The sequence below is a fragment of the Candidatus Poriferisocius sp. genome (genome assembly GCF_965202595.1).
GTDB lineage: Bacteria > Actinomycetota > Acidimicrobiia > Acidimicrobiales > Bin134 > Poriferisocius.
In genome coordinates, this window is sequence record NZ_OZ241836.1 from 1,871,556 (window position 1) to 1,896,209 (window position 24,654).

27 protein-coding genes are annotated in these 24,654 nt (G+C 63.7%); 1 reads left to right on the top strand and 26 read right to left on the bottom strand.

Going from position 1 to position 24,654, the window contains the following annotated elements:
• Nucleotides 1-229 precede the first annotated feature (229 nt).
• The 4 genes from ACOGXC_RS08560 to ACOGXC_RS08575 form a co-directional block, all read right to left on the bottom strand.
• Entirely contained in the window at nt 230-790 is a 561-nt protein-coding gene (locus ACOGXC_RS08560; RefSeq protein ID WP_419917777.1) for a murein hydrolase activator EnvC family protein, read from the bottom strand.
• Nucleotides 791-880: 90 nt separating this feature from the next.
• Nucleotides 881-1,789 (bottom strand): tyrosine-type recombinase/integrase, encoded by a 909-nt coding sequence (locus ACOGXC_RS08565; RefSeq protein ID WP_419917778.1) that lies wholly within the window; start codon nt 1,787-1,789, stop codon nt 881-883.
• The gene (locus ACOGXC_RS08570; RefSeq protein ID WP_419917779.1) at nt 1,789-2,202 is read right to left on the bottom strand and encodes a hypothetical protein; all 414 of its coding nucleotides are present in this window, start codon (nt 2,200-2,202) and stop codon (nt 1,789-1,791) included. Before ACOGXC_RS08570 ends, ACOGXC_RS08565 begins: the two co-directional genes overlap by 1 nt.
• A gap of 7 nt (nt 2,203-2,209) precedes the next feature.
• Nucleotides 2,210-2,335 carry a hypothetical protein gene (locus tag ACOGXC_RS08575; protein ID WP_419917780.1) on the bottom strand — a complete coding sequence of 42 codons (126 nt, stop codon included), beginning with the start codon at nt 2,333-2,335 and terminating at the stop codon, nt 2,210-2,212.
• Between the two features lie 157 nt (nt 2,336-2,492).
• On the opposite strand from ACOGXC_RS08575, the gene ACOGXC_RS08580 reads away from it, so the two are divergent.
• Complete coding sequence (locus ACOGXC_RS08580) at nt 2,493-3,353, top strand: RCC1 domain-containing protein (RefSeq protein WP_419917781.1); 861 nt, start codon at nt 2,493-2,495, stop codon at nt 3,351-3,353.
• A 455-nt stretch (nt 3,354-3,808) separates the two neighbouring features.
• Here the strand turns inward: ACOGXC_RS08580 and ACOGXC_RS08585 are convergent, their stop codons facing one another.
• The 22 genes from ACOGXC_RS08585 to coaD all read right to left on the bottom strand — a co-directional run bounded on the left by ACOGXC_RS08585 (nt 3,809) and on the right by coaD (nt 24,648).
• Entirely contained in the window at nt 3,809-5,038 is a 1,230-nt protein-coding gene (locus tag ACOGXC_RS08585) for a DUF222 domain-containing protein (protein WP_419917782.1), read from the bottom strand.
• Between the two features lie 401 nt (nt 5,039-5,439).
• Entirely contained in the window at nt 5,440-6,738 is a 1,299-nt protein-coding gene (dprA, locus tag ACOGXC_RS08590) for a DNA-processing protein DprA (RefSeq protein ID WP_419917783.1), read from the bottom strand.
• Entirely contained in the window at nt 6,728-8,260 is a 1,533-nt protein-coding gene (locus ACOGXC_RS08595) for a YifB family Mg chelatase-like AAA ATPase (protein WP_419917784.1), read from the bottom strand. The genes dprA and ACOGXC_RS08595 overlap by 11 nt, the downstream gene beginning before the upstream one ends.
• A gap of 161 nt (nt 8,261-8,421) precedes the next feature.
• Complete coding sequence (locus ACOGXC_RS08600) at nt 8,422-8,793, bottom strand: c-type cytochrome (RefSeq protein ID WP_419917785.1); 372 nt, start codon at nt 8,791-8,793, stop codon at nt 8,422-8,424.
• 221 nt (nt 8,794-9,014) lie between these two features.
• Nucleotides 9,015-9,359 carry a YraN family protein gene (locus ACOGXC_RS08605; protein WP_419917786.1) on the bottom strand — a complete coding sequence of 115 codons (345 nt, stop codon included), beginning with the start codon at nt 9,357-9,359 and terminating at the stop codon, nt 9,015-9,017.
• A gap of 34 nt (nt 9,360-9,393) precedes the next feature.
• Nucleotides 9,394-9,738: a 50S ribosomal protein L19 gene (gene rplS, locus ACOGXC_RS08610; RefSeq protein WP_419917787.1), complete on the bottom strand. Its 345-nt coding sequence runs from the start codon at nt 9,736-9,738 to the stop codon at nt 9,394-9,396.
• Nucleotides 9,739-9,810: 72 nt separating this feature from the next.
• A complete protein-coding gene (trmD, locus tag ACOGXC_RS08615; protein WP_419917788.1) occupies nt 9,811-10,533 on the bottom strand; it encodes a tRNA (guanosine(37)-N1)-methyltransferase TrmD in 723 nt (240 codons plus the stop codon).
• 20 nt (nt 10,534-10,553) lie between these two features.
• Nucleotides 10,554-11,033 carry a ribosome maturation factor RimM gene (gene rimM / locus ACOGXC_RS08620; protein ID WP_419917789.1) on the bottom strand — a complete coding sequence of 160 codons (480 nt, stop codon included), beginning with the start codon at nt 11,031-11,033 and terminating at the stop codon, nt 10,554-10,556.
• A 78-nt stretch (nt 11,034-11,111) separates the two neighbouring features.
• A complete protein-coding gene (locus ACOGXC_RS08625; protein WP_419917790.1) occupies nt 11,112-11,435 on the bottom strand; it encodes a KH domain-containing protein in 324 nt (107 codons plus the stop codon).
• The gene (gene rpsP, locus ACOGXC_RS08630) at nt 11,432-11,908 is read right to left on the bottom strand and encodes a 30S ribosomal protein S16 (RefSeq protein ID WP_419917791.1); all 477 of its coding nucleotides are present in this window, start codon (nt 11,906-11,908) and stop codon (nt 11,432-11,434) included. Before rpsP ends, ACOGXC_RS08625 begins: the two co-directional genes overlap by 4 nt.
• Nucleotides 11,909-12,008: 100 nt before the next feature.
• On the bottom strand, nt 12,009-13,439 hold the full coding sequence (ffh, locus tag ACOGXC_RS08635; RefSeq protein ID WP_419917792.1) for a signal recognition particle protein: 1,431 nt from the start codon (nt 13,437-13,439) through the stop codon (nt 12,009-12,011).
• Nucleotides 13,440-13,606: 167 nt separating this feature from the next.
• Nucleotides 13,607-14,503 (bottom strand): signal recognition particle-docking protein FtsY, encoded by an 897-nt coding sequence (ftsY, locus tag ACOGXC_RS08640; RefSeq protein ID WP_419917793.1) that lies wholly within the window; start codon nt 14,501-14,503, stop codon nt 13,607-13,609.
• A gap of 53 nt (nt 14,504-14,556) precedes the next feature.
• Nucleotides 14,557-16,017, bottom strand: a complete 1,461-nt coding sequence (locus ACOGXC_RS08645; RefSeq protein ID WP_419917794.1) for a S1C family serine protease — start codon at nt 16,015-16,017, stop codon at nt 14,557-14,559.
• A gap of 68 nt (nt 16,018-16,085) precedes the next feature.
• Nucleotides 16,086-19,583, bottom strand: coding sequence for a chromosome segregation protein SMC (smc, locus tag ACOGXC_RS08650; RefSeq protein ID WP_419917795.1), 3,498 nt, complete (start codon nt 19,581-19,583; stop codon nt 16,086-16,088).
• A gap of 96 nt (nt 19,584-19,679) precedes the next feature.
• Nucleotides 19,680-20,525: an Fpg/Nei family DNA glycosylase gene (locus tag ACOGXC_RS08655; RefSeq protein WP_419917796.1), complete on the bottom strand. Its 846-nt coding sequence runs from the start codon at nt 20,523-20,525 to the stop codon at nt 19,680-19,682.
• The gene (gene rnc / locus ACOGXC_RS08660; protein ID WP_419920050.1) at nt 20,522-21,271 is read right to left on the bottom strand and encodes a ribonuclease III; all 750 of its coding nucleotides are present in this window, start codon (nt 21,269-21,271) and stop codon (nt 20,522-20,524) included. The genes ACOGXC_RS08655 and rnc overlap by 4 nt, the downstream gene beginning before the upstream one ends.
• Entirely contained in the window at nt 21,268-21,567 is a 300-nt protein-coding gene (locus ACOGXC_RS08665; RefSeq protein ID WP_419917797.1) for a phosphopantetheine-binding protein, read from the bottom strand. Before ACOGXC_RS08665 ends, rnc begins: the two co-directional genes overlap by 4 nt.
• Before the next feature lie 131 nt (nt 21,568-21,698).
• Nucleotides 21,699-22,712, bottom strand: a complete 1,014-nt coding sequence (plsX, locus tag ACOGXC_RS08670; RefSeq protein ID WP_419917798.1) for a phosphate acyltransferase PlsX — start codon at nt 22,710-22,712, stop codon at nt 21,699-21,701.
• 81 nt (nt 22,713-22,793) lie between these two features.
• Nucleotides 22,794-23,057 (bottom strand): 50S ribosomal protein L32, encoded by a 264-nt coding sequence (gene rpmF, locus ACOGXC_RS08675; protein WP_419917799.1) that lies wholly within the window; start codon nt 23,055-23,057, stop codon nt 22,794-22,796.
• Complete coding sequence (locus ACOGXC_RS08680; RefSeq protein WP_419917800.1) at nt 23,035-23,550, bottom strand: YceD family protein; 516 nt, start codon at nt 23,548-23,550, stop codon at nt 23,035-23,037. The genes rpmF and ACOGXC_RS08680 overlap by 23 nt, the downstream gene beginning before the upstream one ends.
• 29 nt (nt 23,551-23,579) lie before the next feature.
• A complete protein-coding gene (locus tag ACOGXC_RS08685; protein ID WP_419917801.1) occupies nt 23,580-24,176 on the bottom strand; it encodes a hypothetical protein in 597 nt (198 codons plus the stop codon).
• The gene (gene coaD, locus ACOGXC_RS08690; protein ID WP_419917802.1) at nt 24,169-24,648 is read right to left on the bottom strand and encodes a pantetheine-phosphate adenylyltransferase; all 480 of its coding nucleotides are present in this window, start codon (nt 24,646-24,648) and stop codon (nt 24,169-24,171) included. Before coaD ends, ACOGXC_RS08685 begins: the two co-directional genes overlap by 8 nt.
• Nucleotides 24,649-24,654: the final 6 nt, after the last annotated feature.

Here is a 24,654-nt window from a genome sequence, read left to right on the forward strand (position 1 = left end):
ACCGTGGGATGCCCCGAGCGATCCTTGTTGTCAGCCGGGAGTAGTTCCCGAACCGGTCAAACCATAGTCCAGATGCAGGCCCGAACCGTAAGCAGCCGACCAATCGAGCTTATCGGTGCCCACCTATGCGTCCACGTTGGCTTGCAGGTTGGGAGCAGCCAACCAATCAAGTTGAGCGGAGCCCGCCTATGCGTCCGTGTTGGCCGGCGGGTTGGGAGCAGCCAACCAATCAAGTTGAGCGGAGGGGCACCAGCCGCACTCGGCCGACGCTCATGATCTGCTCGGGATCCAGATAGTTGTCTCCTGCTCGCACGCTGAAGAAAAACCGCTCGGAGGTGGTGCCCAACAACTGTCCCGCCTCCACCCAATCGCCCTCGGCCACGGCGACCCAGCCCAGATAGCCATAAGCGGTACGTAGCCCGCTGCGGTGCAGAACCGTGACAAAACGGTGGTGAGCCACCGATCCGGCAAACACGACCTCTCCCCCGGCTGAGGCTCGCACCGGCTGGCCCGGCTCGGGATCATATTCCAGGCCCCGATTACCCGGTGCCCCCACATGGGCCGGGGGTCTGAAGAAATCCACCACCTCGGCATCCACCGGGGGCATGTACACCTCCGGGTATTCCTCAGGTGGGTCTTCCTCCAGATGGCCTTCGGGCGGCGCGGAATCTACCTCTGCTTTCTGGCTGGGCGCGGCGACCAACCATTCAAACGGCACAAACCGGCCCGGGAACAGGGCCAACCACGCCGATGCCGCTATCACGAGCACTCCACCGATCCGCAATGCCATACCCTTTCAGAAGGGGCCGAAAAGGGGGAAGTGCCGGTCTCAGCCTACCTCTTGGGCTGAGAAAATCCTCCTCGGAGTACTGGGATGGGCTCAGGCTCGAGGATGGCTGTCGTGCAACACGCTGCGAAGCCGCTCCCGGCTGACATGGGTGTAGATCTGCGTGGATCCCAGATCGGCGTGCCCCAGCAACTCCTGCACCTGCCGCAGGTCGGCCCCACCGTCGAGCAAATGGGTGGCAAAGGTGTGGCGCAGCGCATGGGGGTTGGTCGGGACAGGGGCCCGACGATCCACCAGCCTGCGCACAGCCTGGGTATTCATCGGCCGACCGCTCAGGTTTACGAACACTGCATCCTTGGCTTCGGATGGATCGGCCATCTCCTCTCGACCTTCGGTCATCCATTGGCGCAGGGCTACCACGGCAGGCTCGCTCAGCGGGACAATCCGCTGCCTCGACCCCTTGCCGTGCACCGTAAGCCGTCGACGCTCCCAGTCGATATCCCCGACACGGATGGCACACACCTCGCTCACCCGCAGGCCACTGCCGTACAGCAGCTCGAGGACCGCCGTGTCCCGCTGATACCGGGCTGGATCGTCGTTGAGCACCGCCGCCCGCGGCTGATCCAACATGATCTCCAACTCGTCGGAGCGCAGAACCCGGGGCAGTCGACGCTCCCGAACCGGCACCACGACACCAATCGTGGGATCCGCGACAACCCGGCCGGTGCGGTTGGCCCACCGGAAGTAGCGGCGCAGGCAAGAGGCCTTCCGGGCCACCGTCCTGCGGGCCTGACCCTGCCTGCTCAAATGGGCCAGGTACCTCCTGACCATGCGGGAGTCAACCTCGGCCGGGCCCATTTCCCGAGCCGGGGAAGGGGAGGATTCCTCCCGGGCCGGCCCGAGCCACTCGGTGAACGCCGTCACTTCTCGGCAGTACATCCCCACCGTGTCCTCGCTCACCGACGTGGCCGACACAGCAAATGCGTCCAGGTCCCACCCCATCAACACTGAAGACTACCAACAAGCTCCAGGCGCTCAGAACCGTCATCGCCTGTTAGCTCGTCTTGATGCTCTCGCAAAGTACGGCGCAACTGCTCAGGGGTCTGGATTTCGGCAGCAGCCACCATATTGAGCTCATCCATCGGACCAGTTTTGGCAGCGTTACCCAGGATGCAGGCATGCTCGGAGGTGATACGGCTATCGCTCAATGCCTCGCGGGTGGTTGGCAACGCCTCCAACTGCTCGGCATCGCGCATCACGCTGCGAGCCTTGCGACCCGATTGGCGCAAACCCCTACGCAACACCTCAGCAGTATCAAAATCACTGCTACGCCGCCTCTTCTCAGCCACCGCCTCAACCAAAAACCCATCCAACCGATTACGAGCATCACCAATCAACCGCAACCGCGCATCCAAACCCGCATCACTCAACCCGACTCAACCCGGCCAAATCCACCACACCAACAAACACCCCCGAAGCAGCTCCACCCGCCACCTCAACCTGCCCACCCGAAATGATATTACCCCTGGTCAGAGCCTCAAACTCCATACCCACCAGTCTACCGACACCAGCGACAACATCCCCCCGCATCACAAACCACCCAACCAACATCAAACATACGGCTTGACAACGCCCCCCCCCCCCCGCGCGCTAGACACTTCCCATGACAACTCAGCCAATTGCAAAAAGACTCCTAGCATTGCTCATGTTCGCCGGACTGGTCGGCGCGATAACCATTCCGGGAGTGCTGGCCCAAGACCCAGCCCCCACCGACCCACAAGTACGAATAACAGCCCGCAAACTCAACAACGGCAGAATCGAGTTCGCCCTCCAACAAACCAAAACAGACGGCTCATGGAGCGACCGCCTCCTACCCCAAAACCGCTACTTCCCACCCGACACCCCCACCGGCCGCTGGCTAATCAGTACCCCTCTCACACTTTCCATACTCGCCCCACAACCCACACTCACCCCACAATCCAACCCCACCACCGCTCTCGCCCTCGGCAGTAATCACGGCTGCCAAGTACGCACCGACAACACCATCACCTGCTGGGGCAACAACGAATACGGCAAAGCAAACCCACCAGACGGCAAATACACCGCCGTAGCCGCCCACTCGAACTACACCTGCGGGTTACGCACCGACAACATCATCACCTGCTGGGGTCGATACAAAGACTACTATTCCGGGGGGTTCCGGTACCGGAGTACAGAAGGATACAAATACTACAAAAACGCATTTGCACCAGAAGGTAAATACACTGCTTTAGCCGCCGGCTGGAGCCACGCTTGCGGGTTACGCACCGACGGCACCATCACCTGCTGGGGCTACAGTAGTGACGGCCAAACCAACGCACCACACGGCGAGTTCACCGCCATCACCGGCGGCGAGTACCACGCTTGCGGGTTACGCACCGACGGCACCATCACCTGCTGGGGCAGCAACGAATACGGCGAAACCAACGCACCACACGGCGAGTTCACCGCTTTAGCCGCCGGCGGGAACCAATCATGCGGACTACGTACCGACTACACACTTACCTGCTGGGGCGCAGGACAATAGGTTTCTTACCCCACCGCCAGCTTGAAACGCGTTGCGGCTTCAAGCTGGCGGTGCCTTCGCAGCGACAACAAGGGTGTGGACTCCACACGGGCTATCGCCTAAGCAGGTAGATCATCCACCGGTTACCTCAGCTTGCTCGCAGGCTTCAGCCGAGGAATCGCCAGCACACGAAACAAGGAGAACCCCCGCCGCCACATGCTGCGCCTGCTACGACCATACCAGGAGGGCTTAACGGAACAGCTACTCCCGACGCGCCGCCCTCCGCCTAGCCACCACCATCTTGATCACCACCAAACTGATCAACTGGAAAAATCGATGTAACTCATGAACAACCACCTAACCGCGCAACCCTAAGTGTAACCCTTATGGAGGTTGTTGGCAGTTCGGTTGGGGTTGGCAGGCTTCGCTGGTGGTCCCGGTGGGTTGGTTTTGGTGAGTGAGGGTTGGCGTGTTCGTTAGGGGCTGAGGAGGACGTTGCTGTAGGTGGGTTTTCGGGTCCATGGGGTGGGTGGTGGTTGGGGTTGCTGTTTGTGGGTTTCGGCGTGGCAGATGGGGCAGAGTAGGACGAGGTTGTTGATGCTGGTTTTGCCGCCGTGTTCCCAGGGCTTGATGTGGTGCACATCACAAGCAGTAGCTCTCAGCCCGCAATTGACACAGTGCTGGTCACGGGCATAGAGAGCAAGTTTTTGAGCCCGGGTCGCGGAGCGTTGCTTACGACCCAAATACAGGGGCACCCCCTCAGCGGTGAAAATGGATGGTATTAGCGCTGCGTCGCAAGCGATGCGGCGCAACTCCTCTATTTCGATGGGGGTGTCGTCTATGAGCCCAGCGTTTTTGAGCTGGCCGGTGAGCAAGTCGTAGTCAACCTTCACCAAAAGCGTGGTCGGCTGCACCACCACGTCACCACCATGACCACCACAGATGCCACTGGCGGTTTTGGGGTTCTTGTGGGGGGTTTGGGTTATCAAAGCAGCGAGCGCGTCGGCGGCCCGCTGTTGGTGAGTGCGGTCGCTGCCATTTTTGGAGTCGTCGCGGAACAGGCGATCACACATGCCATCGAGCGCTGTTTTGACCCGCTCACCGGTCACCTGGTCGAGTTCGGCGTGTAGCACCACCATGCCGTCATCACCGTTGAACACCGCAGCCTTGCGGCGGCGGCGCTGCTGGTCGAGCTGAGATTCACCGTCGGTGCCGCGCCGGTCGTCCTCCTGGCGAGCCAAAGTTTTCCTGAACCGATCCAGGTTCTCGGTTTTGGCTTTGTCGATCAACTCGTCTTCCTGGGCCCGGTTCAAAGGCACCCGACCGTGGGACTCCCCCAGCAAGCGAGCATGATCTATGGAGAACCTGCCGGCTTTGACCGCATCCACGGTGGCGGGTAGTTCTCGCAGGGATCCGGCGGTTCGGGCTTGGCGGTTGGCCAGGTAGCGGCCCATTCCGAACTGGAGGCAAAGAGCCTGCACCTCGCCCTCGCCCAAAAGATCGGCGTAACGGTTCAACACCTCGGTCATGTACCCGTCCAGTGTGCAGCGGGCCGCGTTGATCTCGAACAGCAAATCGAACAAACCCTTGGAATCCATGCCCTCCAAATCAACCATCTCCAACCGCAAAACATCCCCACCACCAGCAGCATTGGCACTGCCAGCAGTATTGGTCTCGTCACTGGAAACACTGGGATCGAACTTCATACCCTAAATACTATCAGCAAGGGTGACAATACCCACCCAAAACATAAACATATTTCTGAAAAATAGTAGGAAAAATAGGTACAAACCAGACCTTATATAACATCTATGATGTAGACCCACCCGATCAGCAAGCGACCTCGACACCCCCAGCGCTCCCTTGAACACGAGAAAGAGGGCTAACCGATTGTGACGAGCCTGAGCCATACCCGACTCAACCCTTCGTACCACCAACACCCACCCCGCAGGCATCAAAAGCGCATTACCATGTGACACAAAGCCCCCTCCCTGCCACCCAGATGGACGTTTTTACAACCACCACAATGGCATCACAGACTCACCCAACCGAACTGTCAACAACCTCCATAAGGGTTACACCTAAGCGTCCCAGGCCAGGATCGGTCTCATCGGGGGTTGCTTACCCGTTCGATCCAGCGGCCTGAGATGGCTACCCAACCGGCAGCTCGCAGTTCCTCCGTCGCTCCGGCCACCAGGGCAATGTCCAGACCGGTGCGTTCTCGGATCTGCTCGACATCGGCGGGCTGCCAGCCCAGCGCCTCCAACACCTGCTGGCCAACGGTATCGGGCTTCACCCTGGAATCAACAGGCACCGATTCGGCTCCCGACAGGCCCAGGGCCAGCAGCACATCTCCAGCGTCGCGGCAGGGGGCGCAACCATCGGCCAGCAGCTCCAGGCAACCATCGGATGCCGAACTGCGAACCGGTCCGGGCACAGCCAGAACCGCCCGATTTCGGGCCGCCGCTTCGGCCACCGTGTGCATGGATCCTCCTGAGGCGTGGGATTCCACCACCACGACAACGTCGGCCAAAGCGGCAATGATCCGGTTGCGGGCCGGAAACCTCCACTTCTCGGGGGGTGCTCCCAGCGGAGCCTCCCCCAGCAGTACCCCCTTGTCGGCCACCGCCCGCCACAGGGCCCGATTGCGCTGGGGATAAACCCGATCCAACCCATTGCCCACCACCGCGATGGGTGGAGTGGTGCCCGCCTCGAGAGCGCCGGCATGGGCCGCGGCATCAATACCCAGGGCCAAGCCCGAAACCACCCCCACACCGGCCGCGGCCAGATCACGACCGAGTTCGAACGCCACATCGCTGCCGTAGCGAGTGCATCGCCGGGTACCGACCACGGCCACGCGGGGACCGCTGATCACCTCGGGATTCCCTTTGTGGAACACCACTGCGGGAGGCTCCGAATCATTTGACAGCGCCGGCGGGTAGCCAGGAGTGCCCAGAGCGGCCACCCCCACGCCGTACTCCCGATGTCGATGCCACAGCCCCGCCACATCCATTGCCGCCGCGGCCTGCCGCCAGGTTTCGTACAGGTCCCTTCTGCCCGCAACCCGGATCAGGTCGGCTGATGGCGGTCCCCGGAGACCGGCCCATACATCGTCCGGCCCGCCGGCAGCCAGCAGTGCCCGCAACCGGGTGGGACCGACCGCGGGCAGGGAAGCCAGCGCGGCCAGCCACGCCTCCACCGGCAACTCGCCAAAACCGGCCTCACCCGTTGACCGCGACACCCCCGCAAACCGGGACAAAGCCGGCAACTCGCCAAAACCGGCCTCACTCGTTGACCGCGACACCCCCGCAAACCGAGCCACGGACACCTCCAGCGGCAACTCGCCGCAATCGGCATTGGCGGGAACAGGCGCTCCCCAACTGCTCAGAGCATGATCACTGGGCATTGGTACAGCTCCAAGGGTCGTGGGCCACAGTGACCGGCTCTGTTCGCATGAACAAAGCCTGGGCGACAATATCTTTGGTCAACGGGGGTGCCTGCCCCGACAGATCCGCCAGGGTGAGGGCGACCCGTCGAATCCGCTGAAGCCCTCTGGCGGTGAGCCGCCCATCCCCGATGGACCGGCGCAAGAGATCCTTGGCCTCCGGGGCCAGCGGGGCCAATTCCTCCAAGGCGCTATCCCTCAGCTCGCTGTTGGCCACCACCCCCCGGTCGCGGGCCATGGCCCGGGCACGGTCCACTCTGGCCCTGACCTTGGCAGAACATTCACCGGGTGGAGCATCGAACAGGTCGGCCACTTCAGGGCGGTTCACATGGATTCTCAAATCGAACCGGTCCAGCAACGGGCCGCTCAGCCGGCGGGCATAACGCAGCCGGGCCACAGGGGTGCATCGGCACATACCGGGGCGCCCGAGTTCTCCGCAGGGGCACGGATTCATCGCCCCCACCAGGAGGAATCGAGCCGGGAACGAGGCCACGGCCGCAGCCCGGTTGACCCGGATAATTCCCTCCTCCAGGGGCTGGCGCAGCGCGTCCAGGGCTTGGGGGGCGAACTCTCCCATCTCGTCCAGAAACAGAACCCCGCCGTGAGCGCAGCTTATGGACCCCGGTCGCAGCGCATGGCTCCCTCCACCCACCAGGGAGATCATTGAGGCCGAATGATGGGGAGCCTGCCACGGAGCTCGACGAACCAGCTCGGCGGGGGGAAAGTCCATCCCGGCCGCCGAATGCACCATGGTGGTATCGATGGCAGTGGAATCATCCAGCGGCGGCAGGAGTCCGGGGAGCCGCCGAGCCAACATGGTCTTACCCGCGCCGGGCGGACCGATCATCAACAGGTGATGACCCCCGGCTGCCGCCACTTCCAGCCCCAGCCGCGCCATGTGCTGGCCCCGCACATCGGCCAGATCCACCCCCGCCTCCACCGGGTTGGCCGATATGAACCGGGGTGGATCGGGCCAGGCCTCCTCACCCCGGAGTGCCAGGATAAGATCCCTGAGCGTTGCCGGGGCCCGAACCTCGGGACCACCAGCCAGGGAGGCCTCAGCAGCACTTTCCGGTGCCACCACAATCGCAGCCCTGCTCAGCCCGCGCACCTGAGGCAGCACCCCGGGCACGGGACGAAGGTGGCCGTCGAGCCCCAACTCGGCCAGAAAAGCCATGTCGGCCACTGTTTCGGCGGGCAACTGGTCATCGGCAACCAGGACTCCCATGGCAATGGCCAGATCCAGCCCGGAGCCCTCCTTGCGAAGACCCGAAGGGGCCAGGTTCACGGTTATGCGCCCCGAGGGCCAGGTCACACCGCTGGAGAGCAGGGCAGCACGGACCCGATCCCGGGCCTCCCGGCAGGCGGCATCGGGCAGACCCACCACGGTGAAGGTGGGTAGGCCCGATGAGACCTGCACCTCCACCGAAACAGGATGCCCGGTGATACCGGTAAGGACGGATGCAGCAATGGTGGCAAGCATGGGAAGATGCCTTCTCGAGGATGATCCTCGGGCCTGGAGGGTGACCCGTCGCGCCGGTCACGAGCGTGCGGCCAGACCTTAGAGGCAACCGGTGACAACTACCCCCCTTCCCCGCCTCACCCGTTTCCGCCGCGAACCCCACCACCTCCCACCCGAGAGCCTCAGAGCACGTCGCGGATGTAGCGGAGCACGGCATCCACTTCGTTGCGGGTGAGCAGGCCACTGAACGCCGGCATGCGCCTGCGGCCCCCCAACACCACTGCTGCGGCGTCATCCAAACCATCGTATTCCTGCTCCAGCAGGCCACGATTCAACCGCGGCCCTTTACCGGTTCCGCCACCACTGGCACCGTGACAGGAGGAGCACCGGTCCATGAATACTTCCCGGCCCGCTACCAGCACGGGATCGGGGGTGCCAGCCGGTCCCACCTCCACCTCGGGAGAAGTACTTGCGCCACAAGCGGTTGCCACCAACCCGGCCACCAGGCATAGAACGAGGGCGAACGATGGCAAGCCCCGAACTTCTCCGGTCATCACCGCCTGCACGATACTGGAGCATGGGCTTCGACCCCACCCGCCGGCAACGACGCACCCGTTTCGACTACTGGTACGTGGCCATCGGGCTCCTGGTGTGCGTGGGTTTGATCCTGTGGGCGGTGCTGGCCTGAGGATCGAACCTCTAGAAGGCTGATTCGATCACCCGCAGATCTCGAACCTCTAGAACGCCGACTCGATCACCCGCAGATCTCGAACCTCTAGAACGCCGACTCGATCACCCGCAGATCTCGGCCCACCACCTCAGCGACATCGAACCGGAGCTGTACCGACCCCGAGCGCTCCTGCTCGGCCAGCCACTGGGCCGCCAGCCGTCGTATGCGCCGCTGCTTGTCGAGGCCCACCGCCTCGGCCGGATACCCGAAGGACAACGACGACCGGGTCTTTACCTCGCACACGACCACGACCGCACCTCGCTGCACGATCACATCCAGCTCTCCGTGGCGACACCGCCAGTTAATGTCCAGTAGCCGGTAACCATGGCGCTTGTACCACCGGACGGCGCGCTCTTCGCCCCAACGACCCAGCGCCTGCTTGTTCGACATCACCCCACAATAAGAAGCAGGGGTGACAACGGGGCTAGAAGCGCTTCTCCCTGACGCGGGCGGCCCGGCCGACACGATCACGCAGGTAGTAGAGCTTGGCCCGGCGCACATGGCCGCGAGCCCCCACCTCCAGCTTGGCCACGATGGGCGAATGCACCGGGAAGGTGCGCTCCACCCCCACGCCGAAACTCACCTTCCTGACGGTGAAAGTCTCACGTATCCCGCTGCCCTGGCGGGCTATGACCACGCCCTCGAAAACCTGGATCCGCTCGCGGTTCCCCTCCACGACTCGCACATGCACCTTCACCGTGTCGCCGGGATTGAACTCGGGAATGTCGGTGCGTCTTGTGTCGCGATCAACAATGTCAGTGGGATTCATAACACGCCTCGTATGCCTACTACAGCGCCCAACTCGGGGCGGGGGGGCGGCTGCCCAGCATACCCAACCGGATCAGCCCAGGCCGAACTCTTCGAGAAGAGCGCGCTCGTTGGTGGTGATGCCTCCTCGGGCCTCGAGGAGGTCGGGACGCAGGGCCACTGTCCGGGCCAAGGATTGAGCCTTCCGCCAGCGGCTCACCAGACCGTGATCCCCTGAACGCAGCACGTTGGGTACCGACCAGCCCCGGAAATCAGCCGGGCGGGTGTAATGGGGATACTCCAGGAGCCCCTCGTGAAATGACTCCTCCACGGATGACATCTCGTTGCCCAGAACGCCGGGAACGAGCCGGCCCACCGTCTCGATTATGGCCATGGCCCCCACCTCGCCCCCGGCCAGGACGAAATCTCCCAACGACAACTCACCATCCACCAGGTGATCCCCAACCCGCTGGTCCACCCCCTCATAGCGGCCGCACAGCAACGAGAACCCCTCCTGGCCGGCGAGCTCGCGGGCAATGCCCTGATCGAACCGGCGACCGGCCGGGCCGAGCAGGAAAAGGGGCCGCGCGGATTCCGCCTCCTCCACTACCTTGAACAGGGGTTCGGGCATCATCACCATGCCCGCACCACCCCCGAACGGCGCGTCGTCCACCGAACGGTGAGGATCGCCGGCCCCCGCTCTTATGTCATGGACATTCACCCGCAGCCGACCCTGCTCGACCGCCCTACCTATCACCCCATAACCCAAAAACCCGTCGAACAAGGAGGGAAAGATGGTGAAGACGTCTATTCTCACCGGTGCCTACCGCCTGCCATTCACCCGTCATTACCGAACAGCCCGTCCGGCACATCCACCACCAGCCGATCGCCGGCCCGCTCGGTCAAAAAGGTGAGAGGCACCATGGCCCCGGATTCCAGAACCAGCAGGTCGCTGGCCGGGTTGTTCTGCACCGCCTCCACCCGCCCCCGTTCCGTCCCGTCAACCTCACACACCTTCATCCCGATCAACTCATGCACCCACAACTCATCGGGGTCGGTGATGGCCTCGGCCCTGAGTACCCGTCCCCGCAGGGACTCCGCCGCGCTCCGGTCCCGTATCTCGGTGAACCGCACAATCCAACGCCATTGAAACGGTCGAGCCGCAGCTACCGTGAGTGGCCCCGAATCGGTACGAAGCACTGCTCCAACCTCAAGCCTCTCGGCCCGGTTGGTCCACATCGTGACCACCATCTCCCCCCTGGTCCCGTGAGCCCGGTCGATACGGCCGACCTCCAGCAACAGGGGCCCGTCCGGCACCCCAACAAGTTTAATCGACGAACTCTATATCCACGGAGCCGAGATCAATCGACGAACTCTATATCCACAGAGCCAAGATCAATCCACGAACTCTATATCCACAGAGCCGCCGTCCTTGCTGGCCGCTGCTCGGGTAATGGTGCGGATGGCGTTGGCGATGCGGCCACGACGGCCTATCACCCGACCCATGTCACCTTCGGCCACCGTTACCTCCAAGGCGACCGAGTTCCGCTGCTCGACCACCTCCACCTCGACCTCATCAGGGTTCTCCACCACTGACTTGACCAGGTATTCCAGAACGTTGCGGGCAGTCGGGACGGCGATGGTGTTGATGTCACCGCCTTCGTCGTAATCCTCGTCGTAGTATTCCTCGCCCTCGGCCCCCAGGTCAGCGTCGCTCACGATTTATCGTCCTCCACTTTCTCGACATCCTGCTCGGAACCTTCACCTGCCTCATCCGGCCCCATCTCGGCCGAAGCCGCCACAGTCACCTTCTCAGGCTGACCACCAGAACCCTCCGCCGAAGCCGCCACGGTCACCTTCTCAGGCTGACCACCAGAACCCTCGGCCGAAGCCGCCACGGTCACCTTCTCAGGCTGACCACCAGAACCCTCGGCCTTGCCGGTGAACTCCTCCCAAGCTCCGGATATGACGAGAAGCTTCTGCACTCGCTCGCTCGGCTGGGCACCGTGGCGCAACCAGTAAAGCGCCCGCTCATTGTCCACCTGGATCAGCGATGGATCCTGGCGAGGGTTATAGGTACCCACGATCTCTATGAAGCGTCCATTGCGGGCCTTACGGGAGTCAGCGGCCACCACGCGGTAGGTGGGCTGCTTCTTCTTGCCCATCCGCATCAGCCGAAGTCTTACTGCCACAAGCTGGTCAACCCTTCCATCATCGTTAACCCAATGACCATGCCACCGGTTCTAACCGGCACGCGATGGACAAACTCTACCCGCTGGGAACCCACGGGAACTACCTGAGGGAGGAGAGATCCAATGGCCCGTCCTCCAGGCCCGGCAAAACCAGCTTGGACTTACCCGGCTTCCCCGGCCGGCTGCCGGGTGAGGTCACCCGCCCACCCTTGCGACCCTTCTTCGACTTCTTGCGCGGCGATCCGGGGCCCTTGCCCCCCATGCGCTTCATCATCCGCTGGACCTCGCCGAACTGCCGCAGAAGCTGGGACACCTCGGAGGGGCGGGTACCCGAGCCGGTGGCGATTCTCTGGCGGCGGGAGCCGTCGATAATGCGGGGAGCGGCCCGTTCCTCGGGGGTCATCGAGCAGATGATGGCCTCCACCTGGATGATCCGTTCATCCCCTATCTCGGACTTGCGCAACTCGGAGGGCACCCCGGGAAGCATCCCCACCAGGCTCTGGAGCGAACCCATCTTCTTGAGCTGCCGCATCTGCTCCAGAAAGTCCTCCAGGGTGAACTCCCCCTCCATCAGTTTGGCTGCGGCCGCTTCCGCCTCGGCCTGCTCGTACACCTGCTCGGCCTTTTCGATCAGCGTAAGCGCATCACCCATCCCGAGAATCCGGCCGGCCACCCGGTCGGGGTGAAACAGCTCGAACTCGTCGATCTTCTCGCCGGTGGATGAAAAGGCAATCGGCCGGCCCACCACCTCTTTCACCGAGAGCGCGGCCCCTCCCCGGGAATCGCCGTCCACCTTGGTCAGGATCACCCCGTCCAGCTCGAGAACGGCATGAAACGCCTCGGCAGTGGTAACCGCGTCCTGGCCGGTCATGGCGTCCACCACCAGGAAGGTGTAATGAGGGTTGATGGCGTCGGATATCCGCCCAACCTGATCCATCATCTCACTGTCGATGGCCAACCGCCCGGCGGTGTCGCAGATCACAACATCCCGACCGGAGGCCGCTGCTTCGGCCAGGCCCCGGCGGGCCACCGCAACGGGGTCGGACGGCTCACTGAACACCGGAACCTCGATGGAATCCCCCAGGGTGCGGAGCTGATCCACCGCTGCCGGTCGCTGCAAATCGGCACCCACCAGCATCGGGTTGCGACCCTGCTTCTTGAACCAGGAGGCCAACTTGGCCGCGTTGGTCGTCTTGCCCGATCCTTGCAGGCCCGCCAAAAGCACCACCGTGGGGGGTTTGGCCGGGTGGGAGATCTCCAGAGTTTCCCCACCCAGGCTGGCGACCAGCTCCTCGTGCACGAACTTGATCACCTGCTGAACCGGGTCCAGGGCTTTGTGAACCTCAGCCCCTACACAACGCCGGCGAACCCTCTCCTGGAAACCGCGGACCACGTGAAGATTGACATCGGCCTCCAGCAACGCCAGGCGGATCTCTCGCAACACCTCGTCGACATCGCTTTCCTTCAGCGTCCCCAAGCCCCGAATCCGCTTGAAGATGCCCTCCAACCGGTTGCTAAGCGTGTCGAACATGAACCCTCCACTTTACGGGGTCGATGCCCCTACTGAACACCCGCCAGATTGAACATCTGGTCGCCCGACTGAACATCGATGCCTCGATTGAACATCAGGTCGCCCGACTGAACATCTGCTCGATTGAACATCTGCTCGAAAACCAAGATCGGCAGGAACCAGAAGGATCAGGAGAACAACGCCTCGGCGAACTCGACGGGGTCGAACACCATCAAGTCCTCCACACCCTCCCCCAAACCCACCAGCTTCACCGGGATGTCCAGCTCGTTCTGCACGGCCATCACGATGCCGCCCTTGGCTGACCCGTCCAGCTTGGTGAGCACCACCCCGGTGAGCTGAGCCGACTCGGTGAACCGGCGGGCCTGGGCCAGACCGTTCTGACCGGTAACGGCATCGATCACCAGCAGCACCTCGGTCACCGTTCCCGGGCCCTTGCCGGCCACCCGGTGAATCTTGGCCAGCTCCTCCATAAGGTTGGTGCGGGTGTGCAGGCGCCCGGCGGTGTCGGCCATGACCAGCGGAACTCCGGTAGCCGAGGCGTGCTGGATGGCATCAAAAACCACCGAACTGGGATCGGCATCCTCAGCACCCCGCACCAGTTCGGCACCCGACCGGTCGGCCCACAAGCCCAGTTGCTCAGCAGCCGCGGCCCGGAAGGTGTCGCCCGCGGCCAGCACCACCTTGCGGCCGCTGTTCACCTCCCGGGCTGCCAGCTTGCCGATGGTGGTGGTCTTGCCGGCTCCGTTCACGCCCACGAACAGCCACACCGCGGGGTTGCCGCCGGTCTCCAGCCCCCGATCTCTGCCCCCGAGATCCTCGGCCAATTGAGCCTTGAGCAGGGCCAGCAGAGCCTGGGGGTCGGTGACCTTCTCGGCCCTGGACCACTCTTTCAGGCGATCCACCAGCTCGGTGGCAGCCCCCACTCCGGCATCAGCCAGGATCAAGGCCTCCTCCAACTCCTCCCAGGTGGAATCGTCCACCCCTCGGGAGACCACCGAAGCCAAAAAACCCGAAAAGACCCCTCTCGTACCACCCATCCGGCGGCGGAACCCGGTTCGCGCCACGGGACTAGGCCTTACCCATCATCGCCATCCGGTTCGCGCCACAAAACTAGCCCTCACCCATCATCGGGCTCGTTGCTGGGCTCCTCGGTGGGCAGGGAACCGATCACTACGGTGAGCGTCACCCGAACTTCGTCGCGCAACACCTGCATCTTCACCTCGGTCCCCGGAACGCGGAACTGGACCTTGGCCGCCAGCTCCGTAAATGACGTAACCACCTCGCCATCGAAGAGAACGATCAGGTCTTCGTCCATCATCCCGGCCTGCTCGGCGGGAGTATCGGGCAGCACCTCCAGAACCAGGGCACCAGGACGACCCAGTTCCGGATTGGTCCCCATGACCCCCAGGTAACCGAGTTCAGTGCTCTCCCCGGCCAGGATGCGCTGGGCAATGTTGAGAACTATGTCGGAGGGGATGGCAAAACCCAGACCTATGTTGCCCTGGCCCCGCCCCGCGGTGTGGATGAGCGTGGTCATGCCGATGACCTGACCATGGCGGTTGGCCAGGGCCCCTCCCGAGTTGCCGAGGTTGATGGAGGCATCGGTCTGGATCATCTCAACGAAGGCTCTGTCCTGCGATCCCTCCCGGATTGCCCGACCGACCGCGCTGACGACTCCGGCCGTCACCGACTGCTGCAACCCGAACGGGCTGCCCACCGCTACTGCAAGCTGCCCAACCTCAACGGTGGACCGGTCGGCGAACACCGCCGGGGTCAGCACCTTATCGGTATCGACCCTCACCAAAGCCACATCGATGGCTGGTGCGGTACCCTCCACGGTGCCCTCGGCCCAGGTGCCATCGGCAAACTGCACCCTCACGGACTCGGACTCGCCCACCACATGGGCGTTGGTCAGGATGAGGCCGGAAGCGTCGTAGATGATCCCCGATCCTTGTCCGGTGATCCGCGGTTGCTGGTCGGGGGTTTCAGGGTTGTTTCGGGGATTCCAGGGAAAAGTCGGTGGTGCCGCCCGGTCCTGCTCGCTCGTGATCGACACGATGAGTACCACCGAGGGTCGAACCACTTGAGCCACCCTCACAACGGGTTCGAACAGGACCTCCGACTGATCGGAGCCGGCGGCAACCTCCGGTGGGGTCACCGGCACCGGGGCCCCAACCAGTGACGGTTGATCCGAGGAGGCGCTCACCACCTGAGGTCCGGGAACCACCAAAACCTCGGTAGGAGCAGGAGGAGTGCTCTGGTCGAAGAAAACGCTGGCGATGCCGATGCCTATACCGACCAACCCCAGAACGGCCAGCAGCACCGATGCCACCACCATGGCCACGGAGGGACCCCGGGACCAGTGAGGCGGATCATCCGGCGGCACCCAGGCGACGACTTCTGCCGCAAGGGGCTCAGGCGAGTGGCCGGGCCGACCGGATGGACCTTCCAGTTCCCACCCCAAAGGCTCCCACTCCGACCGGGGATCGGTGGGATCGTTACTCATCATCTGTGCTGAATCCTCGGTGGGATCGTTACCCATCATCTGTGCTGAATCCTCGGCGGGATCGTTGCTCATCATCTGTGCTGAATCCTCTCTGTGTTGAATCCTCGGTGGGATCGTTGCTCATCATCTGTGCTGAATCCTTAGCCCTGTTGGAGAAGTACTTTCGGTTCTGAAGCTCCCACCACTTTTTTCTCGGATATCACCTTGGAGCTGCCTCCCGGCCTCATGGAAACACCGTGGAGGCAGTCGGCCGCATCCATGGTCCGTTTCTGATGACTGACGATCAGCAATTGGGCATCGGAACGGAACTCGTCGATGAGCTGGAGGAACCGGTGCAGGTTGACATCGTCGAGGGCCGCCTCCACCTCGTCCATGACGTAGAACGGCGACGGCCGGCTGCGGAACACCGAGAACAGAAAAGCCAGCGCCGTGAGCGAGCGCTCCCCTCCTGACAGCAGGCTCAGCCGCCGGATGTTCTTGCCCGATGGGCGAGCCTCTATCTCCACTCCGGTGTCCAGCAATGCATCGGGCTGGGTGAGGCGCAGCTTGCCCTCGCCGCCGGGGAACAGCATCTGGAACAACTCGGCAAAATTGCGGTCCACATCGGCATAGGCCGAGGAGAATACGTTGACGATTTCCTCGTCGATCCTGCGAATGACCCTGCGGAGTTCCCGGCGACTTTGGCGTATGTCGTCAATCTGGCCCTGGGTGAACTGGTAACGCTCGAGCAGCGCCTCGTATTCCTCCAGTGCCAGCGGATTCACCGGCCCCATGATGCTCAGTTCCTGCTCCAAGGTTCGGATCCGATCCTCGGGGGCAACATCCGGTTCCAGGGGGGGGCACACGGCGGCAACCGCCTCACCGGGCTCACAGTTCAGCTCCCGGCGGCACCGCTCAATCGCTGCTTCCAACCTGATGCCGGTCTCAGCCGACTCGATCTCCGCGCTGCGATCCTGCTCCCGGCACCGATCCAACCCGGCCTCGGCATCGGCCCGCCGGCGGCGCAACTCCTCAAGCTGCTCCGCCGCTTCCGCGGCCTCCTCGGATTCGCGAGCCCGCCGGCGGCGTAACTCCTCAAGCTGCTCTCCCACCTTCGGAACCCGACCGGCCACCCAACCGCTCAGCCCTTCCATGACAGCCAGGCGCTGATCGATGGCCTCCCGCCTCGAGGCCACCTCGGCTCGGGCGGTTGCCATCCGGCTCAGACGATGCTCCAACTCCCGGCGCTGGGCGGTCAGCAAGCGATGGCGTTCCCGGAATCCGGCAACCCGAACCTGAAGGTCGGTGCGAAGGTTGTTCACGGCTTGCGACTGTCGGGCAAGTTCATCGCGGGCTCGGTTCATGCTCGCCACGCGCTCCAGATGCTCGGCGTCCTGGCGCTGGTGCCGGGGTAGCTCTCGATGCAGCTCGTCAACCCGCCGGCGCTCCTCGGCAACCTTGTCGATCAACTCGCTCCGGCGGGGACCGAGCGCAGCCATCTCCACCTCTGCATCCCTCAGATCCCGCTCCACCGCCGACGCCCTGCTGCGCGTCTCCTCCACCGCCTCCGCCCGGATCCGCACGGCTTGCCGGACCCGGAGCATGTCCTGGCGGGCCTGCTCCAGCCGATCATCAGCCATGACCAGACCCTGCTCCGCCGCACCGGCCTCGCCGTCGGCCCGGGTCCATGCCCGCTCAGCCTCCTCCAGCAGCTCTCTGGTGGCCCCCGAACGCCGCACTCCCACCCGCCAACCCGATGAGCAGAACCGGTCGCCCGCTCGGGTGACCACCACCGCCGAAACATCAGCAGCCGCGGCGGCGGCCGCTTCCTCGCTCGTATCCACCACCCCAACGCTGCCGATCAGGATGTCCAGTAGTTGATCCATGCCCGCCAGAGATGAGCGCACATGGGGACGCAAAGGCACCCCGGCTGCCGGTGCCGGTGGCACCACACCCCGGTTATCCAGGGGCAGCACCGCACCGCTGACCTTGCCCGCCTCCAGGATGGCAACCGCTTGCATGGCCACCTCGGTGCTGGTGGCCACCACCGCAGCCACTGCCTCACCGGCCGCCGCCTCGAAGGCCGCCTCCCAACCCCGGTCGATATCCACGATCTCCATCAGGGTTCCCACCACACCTTCGATTCCGGCCAGCCGCTGGATACCGGACTGGTCGCGGGTCTCGTCCAGCGCCAGAGCCAGCACCTCGCGCCGAGCTCCCCACGCTTGACGGTTACCGACTGCATCGGCAAGAGCCGATCGGGCCTGCTCGCTCGCCAACCGGGCCTGCTCCACCAACCGCTCCGCCACCTCCAACTCGTCCTGCTGGGACTGCTGGGCAACCTCCGCCTCCTTGGCTTCGGCCCAGTTTCGGTCCAGTTCCTCACCCAACGCCCGGTGCCGTGATCCCAGCCCCTCAAGGCTCTCTCCCAGTCGATCCAGCTCGGCCTGATCTCGCCCTATTGATGCCTCCAACGCCCTGATCTCGCCCCGTAACCGGGGGGCCTCCGATGAGGGTTCGGGCGAGGCTCGATCACCCCACCGCTCATCGAAGGACGAACGGAGCTGCTCCAACCTCTGCTCGGCCTCGGTGACAGCGGCAGCGTCGGGGGCCAGTGCCGCTTGCTCGGCCTCCAAATCGTTGAGCTCTCCGGCCAGGCGATCCGATTCGGCCTCCAGCGTGGCCACCACATCCTCGTTCACCCCGGCGTTGCGGTCACGCTGCAAGCGCAAGCGGCGTTCCGACATGAGCGCTTCCAACCCCCGAAGGCGCTCATGGAGCCCCTCGAAGCGGGAGAGGGCATCACTGATGTCCTGACCCCCAGCCGCCGATAGCCGGGCCTCGGCAGCGGCCACATCCCGATCCAAGGATTCCACCTCAACCGACAACCGCTGCATCTCATGGCGATTGGCGGCTCGCTCCTGGTCCAGCGAACCGACCCGGTGGCGAAGTTGCTTGATCTCCTGCCCGGAGAGGAACCGGCGGAGACCGTTCAACTCGACCACCAGATCCCCGTGACGGCGGGCGGCCTCGGCCTGGACTTCCAGCGGTCGCAACTGGCGGCGAATCTCTCGCACCATGTCCGAAAGCCGGGTGAGGTTGGTCTCGGTGGCCGCCAACCGCCGTTGCGACTTCTCCTTGCGACGGCGGAACTTCAACACCCCCGCAGCCTCCTCGATCACCGCCCGTCGATCCTCCGGCCTCGAACTCAGAACTCCCTCGATCTGACGCTGGGAGACGATCACATGCTGCTGCCGCCCGACTCCGGTGTCGCTGAGGAGCTCCTGAATGTCAAGCAGGCGGCAGGGCACCCCATTGATGGCGTAGGTGCTCTCCCCGCTGCGGAACAGCGTGCGGGTGATGGTCACCTCCCCGAACTCGATGGGCAACAGGCCGGCGGTGTTATCGATACCCAGGGACACTTCTGCCCGACCCAAACCGGGCCGGGAGGCGGTGCCCGCGAATATCACATCGTCCATCTTGGCTGAGCGCACCGATGTCGGTGCCTGTGCTCCCAACGCCCAGGCCACCGCGTCCACCACATTGGACTTGCCGCTGCCATTCGGGCCCACGATCACCGTCACGCCGGGTTCGAATACCAGTGTGGTGGGATCGGCAAAGGATTTGAACCCCTTGATCGTCAACGTCTTCAGAAACACTTATGCGACCTTACCCACCGGCGTACCGCTATTTGTGGCACCCCCGTCAGCCGGAGGGGGTAAGCAGAAAAGTGGGGAATACGGCCGGGCAAGGGATTAGATCTGGCACTGCTCGCAGTAGAAGGTCCAGCGACGACGGAAGCGATACTTCTGAATGGCCCGGTGGCAGCGGGGACAGGGGCGCCCGTTCCGGCCCGCCTGCTTGAAGACGTTCAGGTGCTCCCCGTATCCGCCCGGCTGGCCGTGCACATCCACGTACAGCCCGTCCTCCAGGGTTGAGCCCCGATGCTTCGCCGCATCATGCAGGGTCTCGACCATCGCCCGGTGCAACCGCCTGACCTCCTGGGGGCCCAGCGAGGTGGTCAGGCGGTCGTACCGCAGGCCGGCGGAGAACAGGATTTCGTCCGAGTACACCTCACCCAGCCCGACCACCACCCTGTCATCGGTCAACACCGCTTTCAGCTTGGCCTTCTGAGCCAGGAGCATCTCCCCGAATACTTTCCACGCCACCGGCTGATTGAGGGGATCGATGCCCAGCCCGTCCAACTCGGGAACCTCCTCGACCAGATTCTCGGCACTGGCCAGGAACAGCTCAGCCTCACCGGTGCTGTCCACGAGCCGAAGCTGCCCCTTCATGGTGAACGTGATGACCACCATGGTGTCGGGCTCGATCTCATCCTTGTTGGCGTGGCGCCGCAACCGCCCTCCACGACCCAAATGAGCAACGACCACATCCTCGCCTTCCAAGCCCATGATCAAGTACAGCCCCCGGCGGCTAACTCCGGTGAACTTGGCCCTATCCAACCGGTCCGCAAATGTTCGGGCCCCGACCGATTGCCTCATGCTGCGATCATCCATAACCTTTACCGACTTGACCCGCAGACCGGACAGTTCCCGGTCCAGATCACGACGGATGGTCTCGATTTCGGGTAACGCGATCATTGAACAACTCCTGAGGGTGGACTGAGAAGAATGGATCGACCCACCACCGGGGCCGGGTCGGGATCCAGGATTTGCCATGCCGAGGCCGCGGCCGCCTGCTCGGCCTGCTTCTTGGATCGACCCTTACCTCGACCCCTCTCCTGGCCTCCCACATGCACAACGGCCCGGAACTGCTTGGCGTGATCAGGACCCGTCGTGGTGACGCGGTACTCGGGTACGGCCTGGCCGTGACGAGCGCAGTACTCCTGCAAGCGGCTCTTGTAGTCCAGAATGCCGGGCCCCCGAGCAGCCGAAGCCATGCGAGCGGCCAGCCATCCCTGCAACAATCCGACCACCACATCCCAGGAAGCATCCAAGTAGATGGCCCCTATCACCGCCTCCATGGCATCGGAGAGGATCGACCGCTTCTCCCGCCCACCGGATGCCTCCTCATCGCGTCCCAGCCTCAAAACCTCCCCCAACCGCATCTTGACGGCCAGATCGGCCAGAGTCTCGGACCAGACCACCTCGGCTCGCAGGGGGGACAACTGCCCCTCGTTCATTTCGGGGTAGGTCGAGTAGATGTAGTCGGTCACCGCCAGACCCAGCACCGCATCACCCAGGAACTCCAGCCGTTCGTTGGATGGAAACTCGGGGTGGTCGGCACACCAGGATCGATGGGTCAGTGCCTCGATCAGCAGGCCGGTGTTGTCGAAGGAGTAGCCGAGGCGACCGGCCAGAGCAGCGAGATCGGCTTCGGAAGTCAGGAGCTTCGACCCAACCGGCTGTGGACGTAGTCGACGGCGTCGCGCACCGTCCTCAGATCCTCCAAGTCCTCATCATCGATGCTGAAACCCACTGCCCTCTCACTCAACTCCTCCTCCAGGGTCTCGACCAGCTCGATCAGGGCCAGGGAGTCGGCATCCAGGTCGTCGCCGAAAGCCTGGCCCTCGGTGATCCGGTCGGGGGGGATCTCCAGGATGTCGGCCAGGGAATCCCGTACCAGGGAAAAAACCCCGTCGCGGTCCAACGGGCCCTGTTCAACATGGGTTTCGGATGGCACGGATTCTCCAGAGCTGGTCAACGAAATGGTGCCCCGAAAGTATACGCCGACCTTTTGGCATTCCCACTTCCTGGCCTCGAAACCCCGGCTGCTTCTCCCCTTCCCTTTCCCCTCTTCCCCCTCTCGAACCACTACCGGGCCGCCAGAACCCGGCGGAGGGAACTCATGGTGTCGCGCTGGGCCAGTTCATGAGCCACTTGGATGGCGTTGGCCAGCGCGCTCGGGGACGACGCGCCGTGGCTGATGATGCTGACACCGCTGATCCCCAACAGGATGGCCCCGCCCACCGAATCGGGGTTGAACTCGTTGTACAGCGGGGCCAGGGCCGGGGCCAGGAGTTCGGCCCCTTTTCGAGCCTCCTCGGAGGACTCGAATGCCTTGAGCAGGGCGCCGATGAGCTGCTTGGCCACCCCTTCAGCGGTCTTGAGGGCCACATTCCCGGTGAAACCGTCGGTGACTATCACATCCACCAGATCCCCCAGCAGATCCCGCCCCTCCACATTGCCGGCGAATACCGCACCGGCCCGGGACTGCCAGCCCCCGCTGCTCAGAAGCTCGAAAGCCTCCTTGACCAGCAGCGAGCCCTTGCCGGCCTCCTCACCGTTGGACAGCAGCCCCACCCGAGGTTCCTCAACCCCCCAGCGGTCACGGCAGTAAACCGCACCCATCTGGGCGAACTGCACCAACCACTCGGGACTGCATTCGGTGTTGGCACCGGCATCCAGCAAAACATTGGGCCACGCCCGACCCGGCACGATGATCGGGGTGGCGATGGCGGGTCGGGCAACTCCCCGGATACGACCCATCCTCAGCAGGGACGCGGCCATGGCCGCCCCGGTATTGCCGGCGCTGACCATGGCCGAGGCCCGCCCGTCCCTTACCGCTTCGGCCGCTCGCACCAGCGAGGAGTCCTTCATCCTCCGAACGCTGACCGCCCCTTCAGCACCCATGGCGATGACCTGAGAAGCCGGGACAAGTTCGAAATCACCGGCATCGGCCAGTTTCTCGGGCTGACCCACCAGCAGGATAGGGATACCCCGCTCGGCGGCGAGACGAGCACCGGCAATTACCGACTCGGGGGCATCATCACCCCCCATTGCATCAACCGCAACCGGAAGTGATGGCAACGAACCTTTCCCCCTCACACCTTGCTCAGCTCAACTTGGCCCTATCGAACCAATCGCAACCGATGGCAACAAACACCCTCCAGGGGCCGGCGATACCGCTTAGAGCACCTCGACGGCTTCGCGCCCTGCGTACCAGCCGCACCCACGGCAAACCCGGTGAGGCCGTTTGATGGCCCCGCACCGGGAACACGTGCTCTGTGCCGGTGCCGACACCCGCCAGGCCGATGCTCGGCGGCTCCGGCTCTTGGCCTTGGATGTTTTCTTCTTGGGTACAGCCATCGGACAATCCTGGGGATGCGGGAAGCAGCGGGATGGATCCACGCCGGTGCGGCCCACCAATCTACTGGCCGGCGCGCAATGCATCCAACACAGCCCAGCGGGAATCCCCGGGGCGCTCTTCGGGGGCGGGGTCGATCCGGTTCATGGGATAAGCATCCGGGGCCGGTCCCGCGCAATCCTCGGAGCACAGCGGGGCAATGGGTAGCGCGAGAACCAGGGAATCCCGGACCATCGGGGCAAGGTCCACCTCGCCGTCATTGATCGGATAGGTATCCTCATCGTGCGGAGCCGGGCTGAACACCTCCCTCAGGTCCTGATGCACCATCTGCTCAACAGGCTCCAAGCACCTTCGGCAGGATCCCCGCCACCCGGCCAGCAGGACACCGGTTGCCTCCAAGCCACCCACCATCGACTCCAAGCGAATCCGGAGATCCACCGGGCCCACAACCGCGGCCGAGGAGGTGGCCAGACCGTCGAAATCCGCCCTCACCGACAGCGTGCGGTGCGAGCCCGGGCGGCGCAGCAACTCCGCCACCGGGACAATCAAGGAGTGGGTCGGGCCCGATCTCCGCGACATGGTGCCTCCTCTGGCCTCACTGAGGGGTGCTAACCGGTGGTGTCCTGGTCGAAAAAACTGTCACTTGCCGTCTGTTCCGGTACCGGCTCCGGACCGTAGGCCCGAGCCAGGTCCTCCATGGGGTCACCCTGAAGTCGCGTTCTGGCCTCCCTCACCGTGTTCAGGATTCGCTCCAGGGCGTTCTCGAAGCTGCCCAGCTTGGTGTCGCAATAGTCCTCGGTCTCGAGGCGCAATCGGCGGGAGGTGGCTTCGGCCTCCTCCACCATCCGTCGAGCCCGCTGCTCGGCCGCCTTGACCACTTCCGTGCGCTGCACCATGGTCTCGGCCTGGGATCGAGCCGCCGACAGGATCTCATCGCCCTCCCGATGGACTCTTTTCAGAAAGTCCTCCCGCTCCTTCAGGAGCCATCGGGCCGCTCGCATCTCCTCGGGAAGCCGGCTCAGGCAGTTCTGAAGCAGCTCCAGCACCTCCTCCTTGTTGATCATGGAGGAGGCCGACAGCGGCATGGGACGGGCCGCGCCCACCAACTCGATGGCCTTGCGCAGCAGTAGATCGAACTCGGGATCCACGAATGTCCCCGAGAATGGACGATGGGACGCAGTGGTTCGGGAATCGGCGTCAGTCATTCTGATACCTCTCTATCAATCGTTCGGCCACCGGAGCGGGAACCATGGAATCAATTCGCTGGCCGAAGCCGGCCAACTCGCGGATCAGCTTGGATGCCAAGAAGGAGTGCTTGCTGGCCGAGGGTATGAACAGGGTGTGCACCCCGGATATGGCTTGATTCATCTGGGCCATCTGGAGCTCGTTCTCGAAGTCGGACACCGCCCTCAACCCTTTCACGATGAGATCGGCCCCCTCGTCCTTGGCCAGCTCCACCACCAGCTTGGCGAACATGGTGGTTCGCACATTGGGGAGGTGGTCGAAGCACTCCTCCAACATGGCCCGGCGCTCCTCCAGATCGAACAGGGGCTTCTTCTGGGGGTTGTGCACCGCAGCCACGATCACCTCCTCGAACAGGCGCGCCGCGGTCTCCACGATCTCCATATGGCCGTTGTGTATGGGATCGAACGACCCGGGAAACAAAACACGCGTCACTTGGGA

Excerpts from the sequence above, each read along its gene's own strand:
- ACOGXC_RS08560 (WP_419917777.1), bottom strand. The coding sequence starts at position 790 with ATGGCATTGCGGATCGGTGGAGTGCTCGTGATAGCGGCATCGGCGTGG.
- ACOGXC_RS08565 (WP_419917778.1), bottom strand. The coding sequence starts at position 1,789 with ATGGGGTGGGACCTGGACGCATTTGCTGTGTCGGCCACGTCGGTGAGC.
- ACOGXC_RS08575 (WP_419917780.1), bottom strand. The coding sequence starts at position 2,335 with ATGGAGTTTGAGGCTCTGACCAGGGGTAATATCATTTCGGGTGGGCAG.
- ACOGXC_RS08580 (WP_419917781.1), top strand. The coding sequence starts at position 2,493 with ATGTTCGCCGGACTGGTCGGCGCGATAACCATTCCGGGAGTGCTGGCC.
- ACOGXC_RS08585 (WP_419917782.1), bottom strand. The coding sequence starts at position 5,038 with ATGAAGTTCGATCCCAGTGTTTCCAGTGACGAGACCAATACTGCTGGC.
- dprA (WP_419917783.1), bottom strand. The coding sequence starts at position 6,738 with ATGCCCAGTGATCATGCTCTGAGCAGTTGGGGAGCGCCTGTTCCCGCC.
- ACOGXC_RS08595 (WP_419917784.1), bottom strand. The coding sequence starts at position 8,260 with ATGCTTGCCACCATTGCTGCATCCGTCCTTACCGGTATCACCGGGCAT.
- ACOGXC_RS08600 (WP_419917785.1), bottom strand. The coding sequence starts at position 8,793 with ATGACCGGAGAAGTTCGGGGCTTGCCATCGTTCGCCCTCGTTCTATGC.
- ACOGXC_RS08605 (WP_419917786.1), bottom strand. The coding sequence starts at position 9,359 with ATGTCGAACAAGCAGGCGCTGGGTCGTTGGGGCGAAGAGCGCGCCGTC.
- rplS (WP_419917787.1), bottom strand. The coding sequence starts at position 9,738 with ATGAATCCCACTGACATTGTTGATCGCGACACAAGACGCACCGACATT.
- ffh (WP_419917792.1), bottom strand. The coding sequence starts at position 13,439 with ATGTTCGACACGCTTAGCAACCGGTTGGAGGGCATCTTCAAGCGGATT.
- ACOGXC_RS08645 (WP_419917794.1), bottom strand. The coding sequence starts at position 16,017 with ATGAGCAACGATCCCGCCGAGGATTCAGCACAGATGATGGGTAACGAT.
- ACOGXC_RS08655 (WP_419917796.1), bottom strand. The coding sequence starts at position 20,525 with ATGATCGCGTTACCCGAAATCGAGACCATCCGTCGTGATCTGGACCGG.
- rpmF (WP_419917799.1), bottom strand. The coding sequence starts at position 23,057 with ATGCATTGCGCGCCGGCCAGTAGATTGGTGGGCCGCACCGGCGTGGAT.
- ACOGXC_RS08680 (WP_419917800.1), bottom strand. The coding sequence starts at position 23,550 with ATGTCGCGGAGATCGGGCCCGACCCACTCCTTGATTGTCCCGGTGGCG.
- ACOGXC_RS08685 (WP_419917801.1), bottom strand. The coding sequence starts at position 24,176 with ATGACTGACGCCGATTCCCGAACCACTGCGTCCCATCGTCCATTCTCG.